Annotated in this window: 11 protein-coding genes and 1 tRNA gene; 2 read left to right on the top strand and 10 right to left on the bottom strand. The window is 43.3% G+C overall.

The genetic code is table 11. The features are described from left to right. The 5 genes from HXY43_RS06380 to HXY43_RS06360 all read right to left on the bottom strand — a co-directional run bounded on the left by HXY43_RS06380 (position 1) and on the right by HXY43_RS06360 (position 10,350). Positions 1–5,028, bottom strand: coding sequence for a response regulator (locus HXY43_RS06380; protein WP_290881317.1), 5,028 nt, complete (start codon positions 5,026–5,028; stop codon positions 1–3). 103 nt (positions 5,029–5,131) lie between these two features. Continuing rightward, the gene (locus HXY43_RS06375; RefSeq protein ID WP_290881315.1) at positions 5,132–8,020 is read right to left on the bottom strand and encodes a methyl-accepting chemotaxis protein; all 2,889 of its coding nucleotides are present in this window, start codon (positions 8,018–8,020) and stop codon (positions 5,132–5,134) included. A 16-nt stretch (positions 8,021–8,036) separates the two neighbouring features. Beyond that, on the bottom strand, positions 8,037–8,567 hold the full coding sequence (locus HXY43_RS06370; RefSeq protein ID WP_290881313.1) for a chemotaxis protein CheW: 531 nt from the start codon (positions 8,565–8,567) through the stop codon (positions 8,037–8,039). Positions 8,568–8,580: 13 nt separating this feature from the next. Next, the gene (locus HXY43_RS06365; protein ID WP_290881310.1) at positions 8,581–8,946 is read right to left on the bottom strand and encodes a response regulator; all 366 of its coding nucleotides are present in this window, start codon (positions 8,944–8,946) and stop codon (positions 8,581–8,583) included. Between the two features lie 165 nt (positions 8,947–9,111). Then, on the bottom strand, positions 9,112–10,350 hold the full coding sequence (locus HXY43_RS06360; protein WP_290881307.1) for a response regulator: 1,239 nt from the start codon (positions 10,348–10,350) through the stop codon (positions 9,112–9,114). A 401-nt stretch (positions 10,351–10,751) separates the two neighbouring features. Here HXY43_RS06360 and hmpF point away from each other — a divergent pair, with 401 nt between their 5' ends. Further along, a complete protein-coding gene (hmpF, locus tag HXY43_RS06355; protein WP_290881305.1) occupies positions 10,752–12,509 on the top strand; it encodes a pilus motility taxis protein HmpF in 1,758 nt (585 codons plus the stop codon). Positions 12,510–12,559: 50 nt separating this feature from the next. Here hmpF and tilS read toward each other — a convergent pair whose 3' ends face one another. The 5 genes from tilS to HXY43_RS06330 form a co-directional block, all read right to left on the bottom strand. Continuing rightward, positions 12,560–13,561: a tRNA lysidine(34) synthetase TilS gene (tilS, locus tag HXY43_RS06350; protein ID WP_290881303.1), complete on the bottom strand. Its 1,002-nt coding sequence runs from the start codon at positions 13,559–13,561 to the stop codon at positions 12,560–12,562. Positions 13,562–13,744: 183 nt separating this feature from the next. Further along, complete coding sequence (ccsB, locus tag HXY43_RS06345; RefSeq protein ID WP_290881301.1) at positions 13,745–14,806, bottom strand: c-type cytochrome biogenesis protein CcsB; 1,062 nt, start codon at positions 14,804–14,806, stop codon at positions 13,745–13,747. 186 nt (positions 14,807–14,992) lie between these two features. Then, the gene (locus HXY43_RS06340; RefSeq protein WP_290881299.1) at positions 14,993–16,732 is read right to left on the bottom strand and encodes a DUF3352 domain-containing protein; all 1,740 of its coding nucleotides are present in this window, start codon (positions 16,730–16,732) and stop codon (positions 14,993–14,995) included. Positions 16,733–17,217: 485 nt separating this feature from the next. Next, positions 17,218–17,862: a chorismate lyase gene (locus HXY43_RS06335; RefSeq protein WP_290881296.1), complete on the bottom strand. Its 645-nt coding sequence runs from the start codon at positions 17,860–17,862 to the stop codon at positions 17,218–17,220. A 174-nt stretch (positions 17,863–18,036) separates the two neighbouring features. Continuing rightward, positions 18,037–18,117, bottom strand: a tRNA-Leu gene (locus HXY43_RS06330). A 416-nt stretch (positions 18,118–18,533) separates the two neighbouring features. Between HXY43_RS06330 and accC the strand changes: the two genes are divergently transcribed. Beyond that, entirely contained in the window at positions 18,534–19,877 is a 1,344-nt protein-coding gene (gene accC, locus HXY43_RS06325) for an acetyl-CoA carboxylase biotin carboxylase subunit (RefSeq protein WP_290881294.1), read from the top strand. The last annotated feature ends 173 nt before the right edge of the window (positions 19,878–20,050 follow it).

Here is a 20,050-nt window from a genome sequence, read left to right as displayed (position 1 = left end):
TTAACTAGCCACCAATTTCTCACCTTTAAGCATCCGCGAAGCTGCTTCAAGAAGGGCTTCTTCTAAATAGGGTTTGGTGAAGTAGCCACTTGCTCCCAAACTGATTGCCATTTGTCGGTGCTTGTCTGCGCCCCGCGAGGTAAGCATAGCGATGGGCAAATGATTGAGATTCGGGTCTTTTTGAATACGAGACAGCAATTCCAGACCATCACAACGAGGCATTTCAATATCACAGAATACGAGGTCGCAAGGCAGACCAGAACGGAGTTTATCCCAAGCTTCCTGACCATCACGCGCTTGTTCGACCCGATAACCTGCCTTATTAAAGGTCAGGGATAGCAGTTCCCTAACTGTAATTGAATCATCGACAATCAGCACTGTTGGGTCAATCTTGTGTGCAGGAACCTCTGGTTGATTCGGAATTGCTTTTTGACTCAAAATACCGACAGTACTTTGTTTAGAAGTTCGTCCTTGGAAGATATCGATGATTTCCAATACATCAGCAATGGGCATAATGCGACCATCACCAAGGACGGTAGCACCAGCTACGCCAATCGGTTTCGGGGCAGGGCCTTCAAATTGCTTAATCACAATTTCTTGTTCGCTTAGCACTTGGTCAACCTGCAAGGCCACTAATGTACTTGCCGATCGCACTACGACTACAGAAATCATATCGTCATCTCTGTTACCGCCGTAGACATTGCCGCGACTGAGTTGACGATTGAAAGTCAAAAGTTCTTTTAACGGTTTAAATGGCAGCATTCTATCCCGCCAATGGATAAATTGTTCATCGCCGTCACCCTGCTGGACATTTTTTACAGGTATGTCTAGAGTATCTTCTACGCCGTCCATCGGGAAAGCAATTCTCGCTTTATCAGAGACGCAGCAAAGTGCTTTGCAAATACTGAGTGTCAGCGGCAGACGAATGGTAAAGGTGGTTCCCGTGCCTAAAGCAGAATCAATAGAAATTGTCCCTCGGACTTCACTGATTTTAGTGCGAACTACGTCTAAACCAACACCACGCCCAGCTAAGTCATCAGCTTGGTCTTTGGTACTAAAACCAGGTTGAAACAATAGGTCATATACATCGATGCGGGACAGGGTTTTGGCTTCTGCTGGGGTAATCAAACCTACCTTCATTGCCTTTGCCTTTACCCCATCTGAGTTAATGCCTGCGCCGTCATCGCTAACGGAAATTACGGTTTGGTTGCCTTGATGAAAAGCACAGACAGTTATGGTTCCTACGGGTGGCTTGCCTTTAGCTTGCCGTTCTTCTGGCGTTTCAATACCGTGAGCGATCGCGTTATTGAGCAAATGCGTCAGCGGTGTTTTCAGATGTTCTAAAATCATCTTGTCAATCAAGGTATCCCGACCTTGAATCACCAATTCCACTTGCTTGCCATACTTGATAGCATTGTCGCGCACACCTCTTGGCAGCAAGTCGGTAGCCTGAGAAAAAGGCTCCATTCGCGATCGCGTCAGTCCCTCTTGTAGCTGAGTTGTAACCTGACGGAATTGCCGTGCTACCCGTTCGGTTTCTTCGGTAACGAAATCAATGTCACTTGCCGACTCACGCACTCGCACGATAAGTTCGATCATTTCCTGGGACAGGGAATGGAAAGGTGTAAAGCGATCCATTTCTAGCTCACTAAAACCCCTATCCGTATCTGAACTGGCAAAATTGCTATTTTTGCGGCTAGCAAGTAGAGATGCTTCCAAAAGCGATCGCTCATACAACTCCTGCATTCTCGCTCCCACATCCGAGAGTTGCTGCACTTGATGCAGTAAATTATCTAGTGACTGGCGCAGACGTTCTTGATCCTGCTCTAAGGTGTTGCGGTTGACTACCAACTCCCCAACCAAATTACTCAAGTCGTCCAGATGCTTGACTGGCACTTTCATTAATTGTTCAAATCTGGAAGCATTCCAACCAGAGTTACGCCCACCTGGTAAATTGACTGTATTTGGTTTTACCGTTCCCCCTACCATTCCCTCTAATTCTTTAAATTCATTCTCAATCTCTGGAGATGAAACAGGGTTACTGGTAGATTGTTGAGAACTAGTTGCTGCCACATTTTCATCTTGCTCCCAAGCCAGCAGTTCTTCTAGGGCAGCAAATTCTATTTCTTGGCCAGTAGGATCTGAATTTGGTGCTACTTCTGTTTGCAGCAGTTCATCTAACTCGGCAAATGCATCCTGTGTTGTTTCCGCATCTGGAACTGCTGACGCCAATTCCGCAGAAGTAACAGCAGCACTCTCGGTATCTGCAATTGCTGCTATGTGTTCTTCTTCCTGTTGTGCTTCTTCTGTTTTGAGATTTATGACTGTTAATAAATCTTCGTATAAATCAAGTCCGCCAGATTCAACTGCCTCTGGATTTTCAGAAAACGTCGTTTCTGCCACTTTAAAAGTATCTTGCAAGCTGGTAATTGTCTCAATATCTGCAAACCCTGCGTGTGCTTCCGATGTTTGAGATTGGCAAGTATCTGTAGTACTGATATCTGTGTGTGGTGGAGTTGCTGTAGATGAAACGTCATCAGCTAAACTCTCCTGTGGTACAGCAGAAGCAAGATCTATGCTCTCAAGCTGGAAATCGTGGGAGTGAAATGTTTGTAAGTCTTCAAAGAGGATTTCTGGAATCTGGTTGTTATCCTCTTCGATAGAGTCTACGATTGCGTTTAACCAGTCAATTTCCTGCTCAGCAGATGTCTGTGATAAATCTGTAGGTGAGGTGGTAAATTCTGGTGCTAAATCCAGAACTTCTGGCTGTTGCAAAAAGCTGGGAATATCCTGGAGAGATAATTCCTCAGCTACAGTCAACGAGTCTGTTGAGTCACTTGCTAACAACTCGGCAAAAAAATCATCGCCAGCATCTGCTGATAAAATCAGATCGAGCGATTGCTCCTCCTGTGGTAAATCTAGGTCTAAATCTGCCAGTTCAAGATCGACATTGGAGGGAGGTGAAAGCTGCTGGCGATCGCCAAACATATCATCAGCCGCTGCCGCAGCAAACAAAATCTCTTCTAAAGCCTTGGCTGCATCCTGCTCAATTGGAGATTCTAATTCCAATTCTGTTTTTTCTGTATTTTCCTGCGTCCATAAACTGAGATTATCTTCAGCAGGATAAAATTCTGCGGTTGTTGCAGGCAGTGTCACAAACAAATCATCAATTTCTGACTCGTCGGTGCTAAGAGCCGAGCTATTATCTTCTTCAGTCTCGTCAAACAGACTATCTAAAGTCCAGTTTTCTTCTGTTTTGTTTGTTATTTCTAAACTAATTTCTTCTAGTAAATCTTGATTCTCAGTTTCCGCCAATAAATTCTCAAAATTATTTTCTGGTTGAATAATTAGTTCTAATTCATTTGCTTGATAATTTTGGATATTTTCACTAATATCTGTTGATTGGTTAAAGTCTTCTAATTTTGGCGTAACTATTAAATCAAAGTTATTACTATCATCTTTTTGATTTGGTAATTCTAAATTTTCTGATTCTAAAAAGTCGTCACCAAATAACTGTACAAGAGTTAATTCTTCTTTCGCAATTGTTGCTTGGCTATCATTTACACTCGTTTCCCCTTCTAAAGATAGCAACTCAGCAAAATCATTACTAACATCCTTGGTTTGGCTATCATCGTTTTCAATTGCGATTTCATTCGTCGTGGGAGCAGGTTCGAGAATTTCTTCTTCTATGTCCCAGCTTTCATTAAAGTCAGGAGTCTCGCTTTCAAACAACTGGGCAAGAGTACTCAATTCGGCTATACCTACCTCTGGGCCATGGGGTTCTAAACTGTCGTCGATACTGAGATCTTCATCCTCTACATCTTCAATGCCAAAGGGATTGGATAGCTCCGTTAAGCTAGTAATAGTGTTTTGTAAATCAAAATCTATAGACTCAGGTTCAGCTGTTAGCTCAGTAAAATTATCTGTGTCACTACTAAATTGCTCTGATAGCTCAGATAGGCTGGTGATGCTATCTTCTTGTTCAAAATCTAGAGTTTGGGGATCAAGATTGAACTCGGCAAAATGGTCTGTGTCACTGCTAAATTGCTCTGATATTTCAAATAAGCTAGTAATAATATTTTCTTGTGGAACATCTATTGGCTCTGGTTCTGCTATTAATTCAGCACCATCATCTGATGTTGAAGTGACAGTTTCATCAGCGCTAGCAGTCTCGAAATCGATGGGGAATAGAGTTTCCTCGTCAGTCTGTTCATCCAGCGCATCATTTGTTATATCTAACAATTCAATTTCGGGCGGAATTAATGCTTCTAGTTGTTGACTGAGGGTAATTTCAGCTTCTCTACCCGTCAGAACTAATTCCAAAGCTTGTTTGATATCTGTAATGACGATTTTTGCTAAAGTCAGATAAGAATTTTCTTGATTGGCGATCGCCTGGCTAGCTGAGCGACACAAATGACACCAAGGCGGACAATTCAAATCTTCACCAAGCTGAATTAATTGGCTACAGCAGTCTTGGAGATATTGCCGGGTTTCTGGTGTTGCTGGCTGCTTAAACAACTGCAACATTTCCCGCAGTTTTTGTAGCACCAAGTTTTGGTGGTTTTGCCAGCGATCGCTGTCTGAAGATGCAACTGCTGTGCTTCCTTGTTGGACTAGCAGATCCAGATGTTCATTCAGCCACGCAAATACAGGTTCGGCTTCTGACATGATCTGATTAGCAGTCTCTTCTGTCAGACCAAAAGGCCCCTGTAGATTTTCCAACAACGCTTTCAGGGTATCAGATACACCCAGAAACAAAGACTCAAGCTTTTGATCAACCTTAACTGGCTCCTCTTTCAAAACTTTGAAACAGTCTTCCAAGCGGTGAGCTGTACGCTGAATACTAATCAGACCAAGCATTGCCGCTCCTCCTTTAATAGAGTGAGCCGCCCGAAAGACTTCATTGAGCATTTCTGAGTCTTTAATAGTACTCTCAAGATTCAGCAATCCCTGCTCAATAGTAGTCAGGTGTTCTTTTGCTTCCTCAATAAAGTAACCGAGAATTCGCTGTTGTTGTTCTGGGAGCATAGGAAATTATGAATTATGAATTATGAATTATGAATTTTTGAACTTTGAATGATGAATTTTTTCAGCATTCAGCATTCAGCATTCATCATTCATCCCTCATCTTTTACCTAGTTTCAGCAGTTTCGACTCGGAAGCGTTCCACAGAAGCAATTAAGTCGCGGGAAACACCTACTAAGTTTTGTAGTGCCCCAGAAACTCGTTGTGCTTCTTGGGAGGTTTCTTGGGCTGTGAGTTCCACTGATTGCATCACTTGAGCCACAGCGCGAGAGGTTTCCGTTTGTTCAACTGTATCAGAAGTAATCGATCGCACAAGAGTATCGATACGATTTGCTACTTGAATAATATTTTCTAGCGATCGCTTGGCTTCTTCTGCAAGTTTTGTACCTTGAATTACCTGCTGCGTGCCTTCCTCCATTGCAGTCATTACAGAGCCAGTTTCGCTCTGAATTTGCATCACAATTTGCTCAATTTCTTTGAGGGATTTCGCTGATTTATCTGCTAGCTGGCGGACTTCATCGGCGACAATCGCAAAACCCCGTCCGGCTTCTCCTGCCCTTGCTGCCTCAATACTGGCGTTGAGGGCGAGTAAGTTTGTTCTGGAGGCAATCTGAGAAATCAACGCCACAATTTTAGAAATTTCCTGGGATGATTCTGCCAATCGCTTCACTTTGCGAGTAGTTTCGGCGACAGTTTCCCGAATTTCTAAGATCCCCGCCACGGTATTTTCTACTGCTTCCCCTCCTTTAAGAGCGATCGCGCTGGCTTCACGGGCAACAGTTTCGGCTTCCCGTGCTGCTTCTGCTACCCGTTGAATTGAGTCAGTCATTACCTGTACGGAATTCAGCGTTACCGCCAACTCTTCTGCTTGGCGCAAGGCATCGCTAGATAATGCCCTCGCAAATGTCTCAGAATTGGTAGATCCTTTTGTCACTTCCCGCGCCGCTACTTTCACCTGTTGAACGATATCCCGCAGGTTCTGAATTGTCAGGTTAAAAGCATCGGCAACCGCTCCCAGTACGTCGGCTGTCACCTCGGCTTGGACAGTCAAATCTCCCCTAGCAGCTCCTTCTACATCATCCAGCAGGCGAATCACTTGCCGTTGCAAGTTTTCTTTCGCTTCCTCCTGTTCTTGAGCTTTGCGTGTAGCTTCATTTGTGGTTGTGAAAATTACACGAGCCATTTCATTAAAGCCAGCGGCTAGCTTTCCCAACTCATCTTCAGAATATACCGTGGCTTGGACATTAAGATTACCTTTGCGGACAGCATCAAATTGGGTTTGCAAATCCTTGGTAGTGCGGCGAATTTGTCTCAGGGTAAAATTGCCCATCAAGCCTGCGGTAGCAAAACTGGCAACTCCTGCTGCTAATGCCATTGCCCAGCCAGTGTTCCGTACTGACTCTCGTTGCTGGGGTGGAGAAATGGTTGTAGTAGCAAAGCTGACTAAAGCAACAACCACCGCTGAAACAACGCCGACACTGCCAGCAATTATCCATTGTTTGTTAGCCAGCGGAGCATTTTCTAGGGGTGCGAAAATGCCTTGTTCAATGCTGACTTGGGGTTCGATATTAGTAACATCTGCTTGGGTAAAGACTGGGACTGCTTCTTGCGAACCAGTGATACTAAATAATTCATCGTCGCGATCGCTCTCTATGGCACTGCTGGCAGCCTCATTGCTTTTTTCGCCATTCTGAGGAGTTTCAAAGACTTGATTGTAACTCCTGCCATTGCCTGTGAGCGATCCGGAATGTAGTTGCGAGTCACCCAAGTTAGAATCTGTGACGAAATCGAACTCAGCCTGAATATCTCCCAGATCGTCAAATTCATCAAAATCATCTAAAAACTCGATGTTGCTACCCTGGGAAATCTTGCTATTCAGTCTACTATTATTTGTGCCTTCTTCGGCAAATGTTTCCGAGCCAAACGCAGACTCAAATGCTTCTAGATCAAAACTGTCATCATTATCAAAGCTTTGATTTTGGCTTGCCTGGTTACTGGCATGAAGTTGCTTTTCTTCTAAAGTGAAAGTGCTATTGAAAGAAGCTACAGATGAAAACTTTTCTTTACTGTTGTATCCCAGGCTATCAAGCCCTGCTAAATCAGTATCAGTTCCTGTTTCTTCCATCAGTAAAGTTTCATCTTCAAAATTATTTGTTTTCAAGTTGTTTAAGCTATCAGGATTACTATGTTTTGGTGCTGTGCTGTTAGCAGCATGGATCTCCTGACTATCCGAGCGATCGCTAGATGCTAAATTAACTGTTGCAAATGCTGAATTGCTAATATTTTTCTCAATATCTGCTGATTTTTGTAAATCGCTATTTACCTCTAAATTTTGTTCTTTAAATGTTGAAATATCATCTTGTAAGAAAGCAGGCAGTTCTAATTCTGCTCCATTCCAAACGTTTGCCTTTAAATTGATATCCACCTCTTCTTGAGAGGATGCAAAAGGATTGTCATCAAAAGTGTCTGAAGAATTTGATCCAGTATTAAATAAACTACTATCTGTGGGAATATCAAATGGACTGCTACTTAAAGAAATGTCTTCTATCTCCTCCACTGCTTCTTGTTGTCCAATAAAGGAGTTGAAATCTAAGCGATCGCTATTTGATTCCTCTACAGATCCCAAATCTTCTAAATCTTGCGCTTGTTGCTCAACTCCCACAGAAGAAACAGATGATTCTTCCGTCTGCTGTTGAGAGTCATAGTCTGCTAATTCCTGTTGGTATTGATTGATATTATCCAGTCCATTTTTAGCAAAGCCAGTAATTTCTGGATCTTCAGTTAATTCTAATACCTTTTGATATTCTACTTTGGCCACATCATACTGCTGTAGAACGTAGTAGACGTGACCTCGGAGCAAATGGGTGTTGGGGTCATCTGGTAAATTTTGTACCACCTCATCAATGAGGGTAGCTGCTCCTTCATAATCTTGTTGCGCGTAGGCTGTCAGAGCCTGTTGATATGTCTGCGCGTAATCATCTATACTCGCTGCCATTTCCTGCCTCCCTATGTTATCCTGCCCAGCGCGCACTTCGTAAAATTGCCGTTTGGTCTAGCAGTCGCAGACACTGTTTGTCTTGAGTACCTAATAACCACTCTCCCCGCAAAAAAGGAGCCATAGTATCCGGCACATTTGTTGGTGTCATCAGATTTTGTACATCAAGCCAGTGCATACCACCAATTTCTTCTACTGCTAAGCCTACAATTGTGTCCTGTTCTTCAATAGCAATCACGGAAATTTCTGCGCGATCGGTGTTTAATGCCGTTGCTTCCCCCAGAAATTGACCCAAATCAGCCACCCAAATTACTCGACCTCGTAAATTTAGAGTACCCAAAAGTAAAGGAGAAGCATTAGGAATTGGAGTGATTTTATCGGGACTTAGTTCGATAACCTCGCGAATACCGATGGCTGGTAGTGCAAACTCCTGATGCGAAGGAATGAAAAACCGTAAGTATAACTCACCTTCAGGACTTTCTACCTGTAATTCAGGACGAAAGTGATCTTGGCCACTGCCTCCTAAAAAGTCCGGTTTGTTGACCATGTTATGCTCATCCTTATCCTCGCAGCAGTTGTTTGACTGTTCCCACCAACTCGGTAGGTTGGAATGGTTTAGCTATATAGGCGTCTGCACCTTGCTTCATCCCCCAGTAGCGATCGAATTCTTCACCTTTGGAAGAACACATTACCACGGGAACGTTTTGGGTTTTTGGATCGGATTTTAACCGACGGCAAACTTCGTAACCATTCATCCGGGGCATGACAATATCTAATACTACTAAATCGGGAGGTGTGGTTTGAATTGCTTCTAACGCTTCTAATCCGTCACTAGCATGAGTTACTGTTAAGCCACTTGCTTTCAGGAGGTCTGTAATCATCTCCCTTTGGGCGATACTGTCTTCCACGATCAGAACTGTACTCATAAATGCCCCTATCGACCTCCTGATGTAGACGTTCCCATTAGGAACATTCCCTGATTTAACCGCAAGCATTTAGTGTATAAAATAATTCTATTTTTCACTTGTACTAGATAATAGAGGTTGTTCTTAAGCTGCCTGATTCTGTGATAATATTTTTTACTCCATCTTTTACCGGATCAACAAGTGCTGTGTATGTTTTATTACTCTCTTATTGCTGGATTTGAGATATCTCTCTACCAGAATTACTAATTCAGTATTCCCAAATGGCTTTGTTAAATAGTCGGTTGCTCCCGCGATTTTTGCTCGCACTCGGTCTAGAAATCCTTCTTGGGCAGTGAGCATGATAATTGGTACGAATCGAAAAGCTTGAGAATGGCGGAGCATCGCACAAATTTCATACCCGTTCAATTCCGGCATCGCAATATCGCAAAAAATTAAATCGGGTTTGAGTTGAAAAACCAGACTGAGGGCTTCTAAGGGATTAGTGAGAGCGATCGCTTCATAGCCTTCTGTTTTCAAAATAGTTTCTATACTCGTACAAATGCTGGTTGCATCATCAATACATAGGATGCGTTGCTTTCTGCTTTGCTCTAAGGGCAGGGTTTTATCTTGTATGTCCTTCAGTGAATTTGCTGTTTCTGAATATACAAGCTGTACCCAACCTTGTTGTACGTATGGGTGTATTGCCTTGGCGACAGTCACGATATCTTGGTTGAGATAGCGGGCTAATTTACGCAGGGAGGTTTTGCCATCTGCCCAATGCTGTAGCTTATTCACCGTTGCCTTTGGTAGTGAAGAACGCAACTTCACTATGTCAGCAAGCACAGGAAATTGCTCGGGGGACTGAATATATGGGTACAGTTGCTTCCACTGTTGCACCTGTTTAACAATTTTGCTAAGTAAGGGAGCGATTTCCAAGGTAGTCAATTGTGGGGTAATTGCTGAATCCACCTCAAAAATAAAACTACCCTGGTGTAAATTTAACAGGTCAAACAAAGTCTCATGCACCAAGCAGTGGATGATACTGCAAGCTTGTTTTGGCTTGATCGTATTCTGCTCTAATAGCATCCACAAATAGTCATACTCAGCTGTATTCAGCGTTCCCAAGCAGGCTAGTTGTTGTTCGTCCAGTTGTACCTTGACTTGATAGTGACGCAAATAATCACTCAGCCGGGATAAACTATTATAGTCATTGGCTGCATAAATAATTTGACCATTGACAAAAAAGATAAGCCAAGACTGTTGTTTGTTGCTATTGGCAGGGTAATGACTAGCTGTGTCATCTACACCTAGCTTGGAACCTTTGTCAGAACTGCAAGCTTCTACAAATAGTTGCCCAGTGCGCTGCCCCAACTCTATCAATTGCAGGATACTGCGAATATCAATTTCATTTAAATTTCCCTGCATTTAGTAAAAAGGCGCTCCTTGTAATTTTATATACATTGTTTAGTTAATTTTGCTCTTTAGAATTAGGAATTAGTGAATAATTTTATACTACAAGTCCCCAGCCCTAGCTCCTAGCCCTTACCCCCTGCAAATCTACATATTATTCAAAAAAAATTAATTTTCCGTAATGTATTTAAACTAAGTGAGTGATAACACGGTAGTCATCATAACTGGCAGCAGTACAAAATATTAAAGAAGCAACGATTTGGTTGTATAAATATCAAGACGTAATATCTCGCGTCTATATATAACTTCTACCTGTCTTGTTTACCTAGAATCTAGGTTAAATAAGACAGATTAACGTAATTATCTAAGGTATAACCAAAAACACGGCCATTAAGTGCATCAAAAGGATTAAAGGTGTGCTGTATTTAGCAGAAGTACAAAAACAAAAAGGCAGTTTACTTGGTGGTGGTGGCAAAACGGAATTGAAACTGCTGGCTTGTCAGCGGACAGACCAGAGTTGGAGTACCGTATCGGAAGAAGTAATAGCTGCTGAGGAAGCCAATAAATTAAATGATGGCGCGCTCGTATTGGTAGAACTAAATCCTCAGCGTCAAGTGCAGCGAATTCAAGAGGCTGGACGCCCCATAGTGAACATTTTGCAGAATTTTTCCCGTCAGTTAGAAAAGTTTAAGGTCAAGGAAGAAGAAATTGACCAATGGAAAGAGTCGCTGACGTTTCAAGCGCAGGAACTCAACCGCCGCGAAATGGAGATGGAAACGCGCTTGGAACAATTGCAACAAATGGAGGATGAGTTTCAACGTTTGGATGCAGAAAAACAGGAAGTTGAAACGTCCCGCGCTGACATAGAAAAGTTGCAACAAGAAATTGAGCGCAACCGTCAGGAATTGGAAGGAGCTTGGGAGCATTTGCGCGGTGAGCAGCATCGTTTGGAAGAATGTCAAGCACAGTTGCAGCAGGGAACTGTAGTTGATGAAGAGCAAAGTCGAGTGCTCAAAGAGTTGCTCGATCGCCTTTCTAGTAGTGTTGCTCCCACAGAAACAGTGCGGGAAAATCTGTATCTGGCATTTGAAATGGTGGAGAAACAGCAAGCTGTTCTCAACCCTCATTGGCAACAACTAGAGCAGCAAAGAACGGCGGTTGATGAACAACAGGCGGAAGTGGAGCGCTTATCGCAAGTCTTCTTGGAGCTGCAAAACGAATGGCAGCAAGCTCAAAATTCTTTGGAACAACAAACAGCCGATTTGAAAGCGAACACAGCTACTCTCAACAGCAAGCAAGAGTATGCTCGGATTCTAAAAGAGCAGTTGCAATACCAGGACGATTTATATCAGCAGATCCAATCCTTAGCAGCAAAGTCTGGTGATGCTGCAAGTCCAGAAGTTGATATTGAAACTTTAGAGAAAATGCCTCTAGAAGAACTGCAAAAGATCGTGCAGGACTTGCAGGAGAAGTTGAATATAGATTCAAGCTTTGTTAAAGAACAAGAACAAGAACTCGAAGATAAGCAACAAACTATAGAAGAATTACAACAAAAAATAAATCAAACTTCGGCAGATGAGCGGAGTAAATTAGAAGCCGAACTGATTGATGAAAAAGACCACTACCAAATGCTGAACGAAACTTTGGTAGGACAACGTCGTCATTTGCTTGAACGTCAGGCACTTCTGAGGCAACATAAAACAGTACTGCTGCGGCGGCAAGGACAAACTCTTGCTAATGTCCCAGAAGATGAAAAATTAGATTTAAACCCGATACTAGAACAAATTGAAAAGCAGCGACAACAACAGTCAGAAGCACTGCAAAATCTAGAACAAGAGATTAAGCAGGTACAGACTAGCATTGAACAAATGCTCTTAACAATTGAGCCGCAAACTCAAGAGCAGGTAATGAAGCGCCAAGAACTGCAAACAATGGAGCAAAACCTGCTATCCTTGCGAACAGCAACGGCTGAATGCTTGGGTCAAGTGAATTTGTATCAAGAAGCATTACAACCAATTCAGGATTCCCTAGATAGTTTGCGGCAGAAACTGCAAGGCATAGATGAATCTTTAGCTCAAGTTCAACAAACTGGCGATTACCAACTCCAAGCTCTTACCCAGATGCGCCAAGTTCTTCTTAGTTTGATTTCTCAACCAGAATTGGCAGCAACATAAAAATTATGAATTATGAATTATGAATTATGAATTATTTTTTCTATCATTGATTATTTAATGCAGATCCAATCGCCTTCTACTTGGGCGATCGCCCCACCAGGAAATGGATCTGTTTGCGATCGATTTGGTGCTGTAATTAAGGCTGTGAGTTTTTCTATTTGCTCGAAACTCGGAGCTATAGGAAGTATTTGTTGTAATATCTGTCGCATAACACGACGTTGTAAAGCAATTGACGCTTTCTGCAATACACGACGATTTAGTTTAAAGGGAAATGAAGAGTAGGCAATTCCTACCTTATCTCCCACTCCTCCCCTCATCGCCTCTTCCCGCAACCGTTGGGCAGCTTGTTCTAAATATTCCACTTCTGCTTGCAGTAGTTCTGCTGTTTGGGCTAAAGCTGATTCTACTTTAGGATTGAAATTTTCACACAGATATGGTAAAAGCTCTTGGCGAATGCGGTTCCGGGCATACTTGAAATCAAGATTTGTAGAATCTTCCCAAATTGATAGTTGGAAGTCTTGGCAAAATTGACCTGTTTCTGTACGAGTGATTTCTAAAAGTGGGCGCACTAACGCAATGCCATCAACAAGTGAACGCCGCCAAGTTAAAGCTTGCAAACCATCTGCCCCAGTACCGCGAATTAAGTTGTAAAGCAGAGTTTCTGCTCGATCGCTAGCTGTGTGACCTGTAACTATGCAATTATAATTATGCTGCTGGGCGATCGCACCTAAAACTTTATACCGCCAATCGCGTGCGGCAGCTTCACTATCTAAAGGCTCGTGAGCTATTTCTAAATAAAATGGAATACCCCAATTTTTCGCTAAATTTTCTACATGTTGAGCATTAGCTTGAGAGTCTGAACGCCAGCGATGATCGCAGTGGGCAATGCCTAAATACCATCCCCATTTTGGTTGTAAATCTAACAGTAATTTGATTAAACACAACGAATCTTGTCCGCCGGACACTGCAACTAGTAGGCGCTGGTTGCGTTCAAATAGTTGACGCGATCGGATAGTGCGATGGATTTTTGCATGAAGGGGAGTCCATACCATTTTGGATTCGCAAGGCAGACAGACGGACGTAGATAAACGCAGATAATTTTCTATTGTATTGACATGTAGAATAAATCAATCTCCTGTAACTAAATTTATAGTTCCCAAGAAATTGTGGCTAATCTCCAATCTATATATTTTCCCCCTCTCTGCTTGCGGAGAGGGGGTTAGAGGGTGAGGTTACTAAAAGAACCAACCGTAGGAGTGTAAACCCTTACCCAAAAGATTGACTCCTAAATAGCAAACCCAAACAACAACAAAACCACTGGCAGCTAAAATGGCCGGACGACGCCCTTGCCAACCGCGAGTAATACGGGCGTGGAGATATGCCGCAAATACTAACCAAGTAACCAGTGCCCAGGTTTCTTTAGGGTCCCAACTCCAGTAAGAACCCCAGGCTTCGTTAGCCCAAACTGCACCAGCAATAATACCAATCGTGAGGAGAGGAAATCCTAATCCGATGATGCGATAGCTGATGTTGTCTAGAGTTTCGGCAAGGCTAAGGCGCTGGGGTGAGAGGGGTTCGGAATTTTGGATATTGGATTCTGGATTTTCGATTACGGGTGCTAGTACCGTATCCAAAACAGCGGTTTTACCGTTGCTAGTGGTTTCATAACGGGCAGCACCATTATTTTCTGCTGCTAGTGCAGGTGATTGAGAAACTAATTCACCTGCTTTCTGCAAGCGATAACCGTTGCTGCGATAGCCACCAGTTCCTACAGAACTACCTTGGAGTTGGATATCTTGCCCGCGAGTAACGACGAGGAAAGCGATCGCCAGCAGTGAACCTACCAGTAAAGCGGAATAACTCAACATCATCACGCTGACATGCATCATCAGCCAATTCGACTTCAATGCAGGTACTAAAGGTTCTGCCACTTGCATTTGGGATGGTAGTGTGAGAGTGGCAAAAGCAGTGATGACCATCGCTACGGGGGCGGTAAAAACTCCCACCAAGCGGCTACGGCTGTTGTTTTCGGCAATGAGATGGATGGTGGTGATCCCCCAAGCTAAGAAGAACAAGGACTCATATAAATTACTGAGAGGGAAATAGCCAGCCTCTAGCCATCGGGCCCCTAACATGGTGGCGATGCATAAATTCGCGATCGCCATTCCTGCGGTTCCCAAAGCTGGCAGGTAAGACAGATTGGGAAAAGCTGCCCCACTCCAATAAACCAGCATAGTGGCGAAGAGAACAGCAAAGGAGGTATTGTCTAGCCAGTTCTGGAGTTGCACCAGATTCATACAGTATTCTCCCCTATGGATTCCTAAAAGTGTGAATTCTAACAGTTCTGATCCTATCTGTTTCGGGGCGTTTAGTGATTAGTTGTTGGTGGTTGGCGGTTAGTGGTTAGTAGTTAGTAGTTAGTGGGCAAGGGGCATCGGTAAGGAAACCAATGCCCAATTCCCAATGCCCAATGCCCCACTCTCCTACTCCTCTCCTCTGATTGAGGGACTAGGCAGAGGGGCTACTCCTTTGGTTTTTTTGAGTGCTAGAAATATGTTGTAACGATTACTACGACTATCGCTAACAGCAGTTGTTACACCAATTGAGCGTGTTGCTGCTAATAATAATTGTTGATTTGGTAATAAGGTCGGAAGAGGAAAATTTTTCGCCGTACGTTCTACATCTAAGAAAAAGTGACCATTTGTAGGATCGGGTTCTGAAGGAACTGTTTCTCGAAATTGAGGAGTACTAGCTAATGTGTTACTGGGTTTAGGGATTATTTTATCGCTGACAGGAGCACCAAACGCCAGAAAAGCAACATCTTCATCTAACCAGCCGTGGGTGGCGGTTAAGATACCCGATGTCCCAATCCAATTGACAACTGGTTTACCTGCCACTGTCTTTTGCTGGATCTGGAATTGGTATTGAGTTTTCATGACTTCATCGATCTGTTTTAAAGATGCCTCTGCACGATCGCGATCGCTTGTTCGTACCATGAATACTAAGGAAGCACGAAAATCGTCTGATAAACCATTTTTGGGACTAGAGGGAATAACTGAGACAGAAAATTCATTACCCATCCAACTCAGCAAATCATCCTCTAAATCGAGATTTGTCAGAGATTTCACACCTGCCCGCAGTTGTTCTGGTGGAAAGGGCGAGAGTGGATTTCCTTGAGAGGTGGAAACGTAATCTTTCCACAACTGCTGTAAATTACCGCCAGACAGCATCATTAAAGTTTCAGCTGGCACGCGCTTTTGCATATTACCAGCTTTATTTTCTACTGCCAGTACGCGCTGACCGTTGGGATTTAACCAAGAAATACCTTTAATGCGTATTCCTTGTGACTCCAGGGTAATCGATCCAGCTAAACCTTGATTATTCTGCAACTGTGCCAGCACTTGAGCAGGCAAATGACGATTACCGGATGCAGCAGCAATTTTGGCAGAGTAAGGCACATTTACATAAAACTGGGCAAAAGGTTGATAAGTAGCAATTTTAGGAAAATTATCGGTAAAACCTGCTGTTTTGGATAATGTTGTCTTATTCTTATAGGCAGTAATAGCTCGTTCTGTGGTTTTCGGACTATCGGTGACGATCAGGAAGCGCCCATCTAGGACTGCTGTTGACAAGCTTTCTGTTGATGTAGGGTCGGTTTCTTTAATAGCGATTCCTTTATAGGTGCGGTCAATCCATTTACCCTGTTTCAGGGCTTTAGGTTGTGCCAAGATGCTTTTAGCTTGTTCGGGGTTTTTGATCGGCAGTACTACTACCAAAGACTGCTGATTCATAACACTACTGCCATCAGTAGCTACAGGGTTGGGTGCAGGTTTGGTTGCCTCTGGGGCAAGAATGGCGATCGTGACTTGCTCGCCAACCCAAGGACTGATATGTTTTTGAAAGTCGTAACCATTGTTGGTGAGAAAGCGATCGCGCAACTGCACTAGATTCTTATCAAGTTCGACTTGGGTTTGTTTTGTCCCAAACTCCCGGAATTTCTGCCATTGTGCAGGATCGGTACTTAGAGAAGCCGTGAACAGGGCATCTTGGGGAATTATATTTGCACCTACTGGCAAATCTCTAGCAAAAGGTCGTCCTTGTGTTAACAGCCAGTATGCTGCTACACCACCACCAATCAATAAACCCGCTGACGAAAGTGTTAGTACCAGAGCTGGTTTATTTTTCTTATTCTTCATCAAAGCAGATACGACGGGCAGCGCCATTGAAACAAATACCTCATCATCGCGAATTGGTTACTTGCTGTGTTGGCAAAGTAAACCAAAATATTTCTCCAGCATGGGGAGTGTAAATTATATTTATTTTATTTATTTACTCTAGACAGTGATTATACTTCCGTAATAAACTATCATTTTTTTCTGAAATTGCCACCTTAGTTATTAGTCATAATTTTGTAGCGATTTTCCATTTTTCGGTTTTGTTTTGAATTTTGGTGATAAATCCTTCATTTTAGAAACTCTGATCGGATTATTCTGAAAACAGGATTTTAGAGTTGATTGATCGAGTAAATCCTATGAGGATTTGAGCTAAATTTTAAGCATCCCACGCTATTTACGATCTTAGGGCTGGGTTTGGCGATCGCATATTATTCTCACCATAAGGCTGCGACTACTGAGTTCTAAATTTAAAAATAAACAAAAAGTATATGTAGTAGATGTTACAAACCTCCGCCTACTAAACAGATCCATTGCTAAGCATCTACTGCTTCTTGGTTTTTGACTTCTTGCACTAACTGCATTGAACCCAAATATTTTGTTAAATAAGGTGAAAAAACTTCATAAATTAAAGTTAAAGGCTGTCCATGATGCCAAAATAAGTAATGCCGTCCCCAAAAAGGGCCAGTCTCTTCAAAGCCAGCTTCTAAAGCATCTGAGTAACCGTAGTAAATTCCCTGGACATCGCGATATAACTCTGTGCGGAGACGAGCTAAACTAGCCCAAATCGGCAATGAACGATTTTGTAAATACTCATCTACATGAGAGGCTTCCCACCATGAAGTGGCATAGGCCAACCGCTGCCCAGAGGCGGTACGCAGCCACACCTGTCGCCGCAGCCTTGGCCCTGGTACGGCTTTGATCAAATCGGGTGCGCCATCCAAGTCCATACCAATCAATGACATGTCAATGACATCCACTTCCGTTGGCTCACCTGTGAGCAACTGTAAATGTCTTGTTGGGGAGCCATCGCCTAAAAGTAGCAACTGCCAAGCTGGTGCTAGTTGAGTGTGGGGCAAACTTTGTTGAATAACTTCCTCCCCACCTTGCCATATCGGAGTGAGGCGATGCCACCCCGTGGGCAATGCTAAGTTGTTTGTCGGTGTAAAAGTAGCAGTCAATGTTCTTTACAAAAGTTCACCTATCTCTATGAAAGCATAAAAAACATAGCTGCCCAAGAGGAATAGGAGAGATCGGAACCCAGGGGCTAGCAGCTAGAGATTAGTGTAAAACTAATCTCTGATACTTATTTCAAATACTTATATATAGTGACCAGTTTCTAGCCACATAAAAAATGCGGATGGCGAGACTCGAACTCGCAAGGCAAAGCCACACGCCCCTCAAACGTGCGCGTATACCAATTCCGCCACATCCGCAAGGTTGTCCTGAAGATTAAATATAACACAACAAAATCACTATAGTGGAGTCGTCATACTTAAATTTTCACTAATTAAAGAGTTCATATGCACAAAATTTTTCAAATAGATATATCAGACTGACAAGAATGGGCATAGCGAGTCTAACAGACGTATACGGCTTGCCACGCCTGTCTACCATCAAACAGAAGCTCGCTAAATTGTAAAATCACAGTGCGCTCCTCTGGCTTGGAGTGGGAAGCAAAGACTAGCGGCAATGATGTTGGTAGTAAGCGCGAAAACTCTTTAAGGCAGTGAAGCCAAAGCCTTAGGCTATGTCATCTCCTGTCATAATTTTGAAATCAGGCGAAAGCGTTGTTTAAAATTTGCTGGGAGAGAATGTCAATCTAAAACTTAACTGATATCGAAGCTAGAAGATGAAATTTGACAAAATTTTAATTGCTAATCGGGGAGAAATCGCACTTCGCATTCTCCGGGCTTGTGAAGAAATGGGGATTGCGACTGTAGCGGTTCACTCCACCGTTGACCGCAATGCACTCCACGTCCAACTTGCGGATGAAGCGGTTTGCATTGGCGAAGCCGCTAGCAGTAAAAGTTATTTAAATATTCCCAATATTATTGCTGCTGCTTTAACGCGCAATGCCAGTGCCATCCATCCTGGTTATGGTTTTTTAGCAGAAAATGCTCGGTTCGCAGAAATCTGTGCTGACCATCATATTGCCTTTATTGGCCCTTCTCCAGAAGCTATCCGGTTAATGGGAGATAAGTCTACAGCTAAAGAAACCATGCAAAAAGCAGGAGTACCTACAGTACCGGGTAGTGATGGGTTAATAGAGTCGGAAAAAGAAGGATTAGCGATCGCCAGAAAAATTGGTTATCCCGTCATGATTAAAGCTACTGCTGGTGGTGGTGGACGGGGTATGCGTTTGGTACGCTCAGAAAGCGAATTCGTCAGATGTTTTCAAGCCGCACAAGGCGAAGCAGGAGCAGCATTTGGTAATTCCGGGGTTTATTTAGAAAAATTTATCGAGCGTCCCCGCCATATAGAATTTCAAGTTTTAGCGGATAACTACGGTAACGTCATCCATTTGGGCGAACGGGATTGCTCAATTCAACGCCGCAATCAAAAACTTCTTGAAGAAGCTCCCAGTCCTGCTCTTGACTCAGAACTGCGCGAAAAAATGGGACAAGCAGCGATCAAAGCAGCTGAGTTTATTAACTATACGGGAGCAGGAACGATCGAATTTCTCCTAGATCCCTCCGGTCATTTTTACTTTATGGAAATGAATACCCGGATTCAAGTTGAGCATCCCGTTACAGAAATGATTACCGGGGTAGACTTGGTTGTCGAACAAATCCGTGTTGCTCAAGGAGAAAGACTTAAGCTGACTCAAGACCAAGTTGTTTTACGGGGTCATGCGATCGAATGCCGGATTAACGCCGAAGATCCCGACCATGACTTTCGTCCCTCTCCTGGAAAAATCAGCGGCTATCTTCCGCCAGGAGGCCCTGGTGTCCGGATTGATTCCCACGTCTACACCGATTATCAAATTCCTCCGTATTACGACTCTCTGATCGGTAAGTTAATTGTTTGGGGGCAAGACCGTCCTACAGCCATTAACCGCATGAAAAGGGCGCTACAGGAGTGTGCAATTACAGGACTGCCCACAACCATCGGGTTCCATCAAAAAATTATGGAAAACCCGCAATTTTTGCAGGGTGATGTATACACCAATTTCGTGCAAGAACTGCAAGATTAGGGACTAGGGGGATGGGAAATTGGGAATTGGGCCGAAGTGAATTGGGAATTGGGAATTGGGCATTGGGAATCGGGCCGAAGTGAATTGGGATTTAACGATTATCTTTGCCCTTTGCCCCATGCCCCTTGCCCCTTGCCCACTAACTACTAACCACTAACCACTAACCACTAACC

The sequence above is a fragment of the Fischerella sp. genome, assembly GCF_013388695.1.
In the GTDB taxonomy this organism is placed as follows: domain Bacteria; phylum Cyanobacteriota; class Cyanobacteriia; order Cyanobacteriales; family Nostocaceae; genus PCC9605.
Note: the sequence above shows the minus strand (reverse complement) of the source record. Positions and strands in the feature narration are given on the sequence as shown.

Coding starts and splice junctions, on each gene's coding strand:
- HXY43_RS06340 (WP_290881299.1), bottom strand. CDS start 16,732: ATGGCGCTGCCCGTCGTATCTGCTTTGATGAAGAATAAGAAAAATAAA.
- HXY43_RS06380 (WP_290881317.1), bottom strand. CDS start 5,028: ATGCTCCCAGAACAACAACAGCGAATTCTCGGTTACTTTATTGAGGAA.
- HXY43_RS06360 (WP_290881307.1), bottom strand. CDS start 10,350: ATGCAGGGAAATTTAAATGAAATTGATATTCGCAGTATCCTGCAATTG.
- HXY43_RS06365 (WP_290881310.1), bottom strand. CDS start 8,946: ATGAGTACAGTTCTGATCGTGGAAGACAGTATCGCCCAAAGGGAGATG.
- ccsB (WP_290881301.1), bottom strand. CDS start 14,806: ATGAATCTGGTGCAACTCCAGAACTGGCTAGACAATACCTCCTTTGCT.
- HXY43_RS06375 (WP_290881315.1), bottom strand. CDS start 8,020: ATGGCAGCGAGTATAGATGATTACGCGCAGACATATCAACAGGCTCTG.
- tilS (WP_290881303.1), bottom strand. CDS start 13,561: ATGGTATGGACTCCCCTTCATGCAAAAATCCATCGCACTATCCGATCG.
- HXY43_RS06370 (WP_290881313.1), bottom strand. CDS start 8,567: ATGGTCAACAAACCGGACTTTTTAGGAGGCAGTGGCCAAGATCACTTT.
- accC (WP_290881294.1), top strand. CDS start 18,534: ATGAAATTTGACAAAATTTTAATTGCTAATCGGGGAGAAATCGCACTT.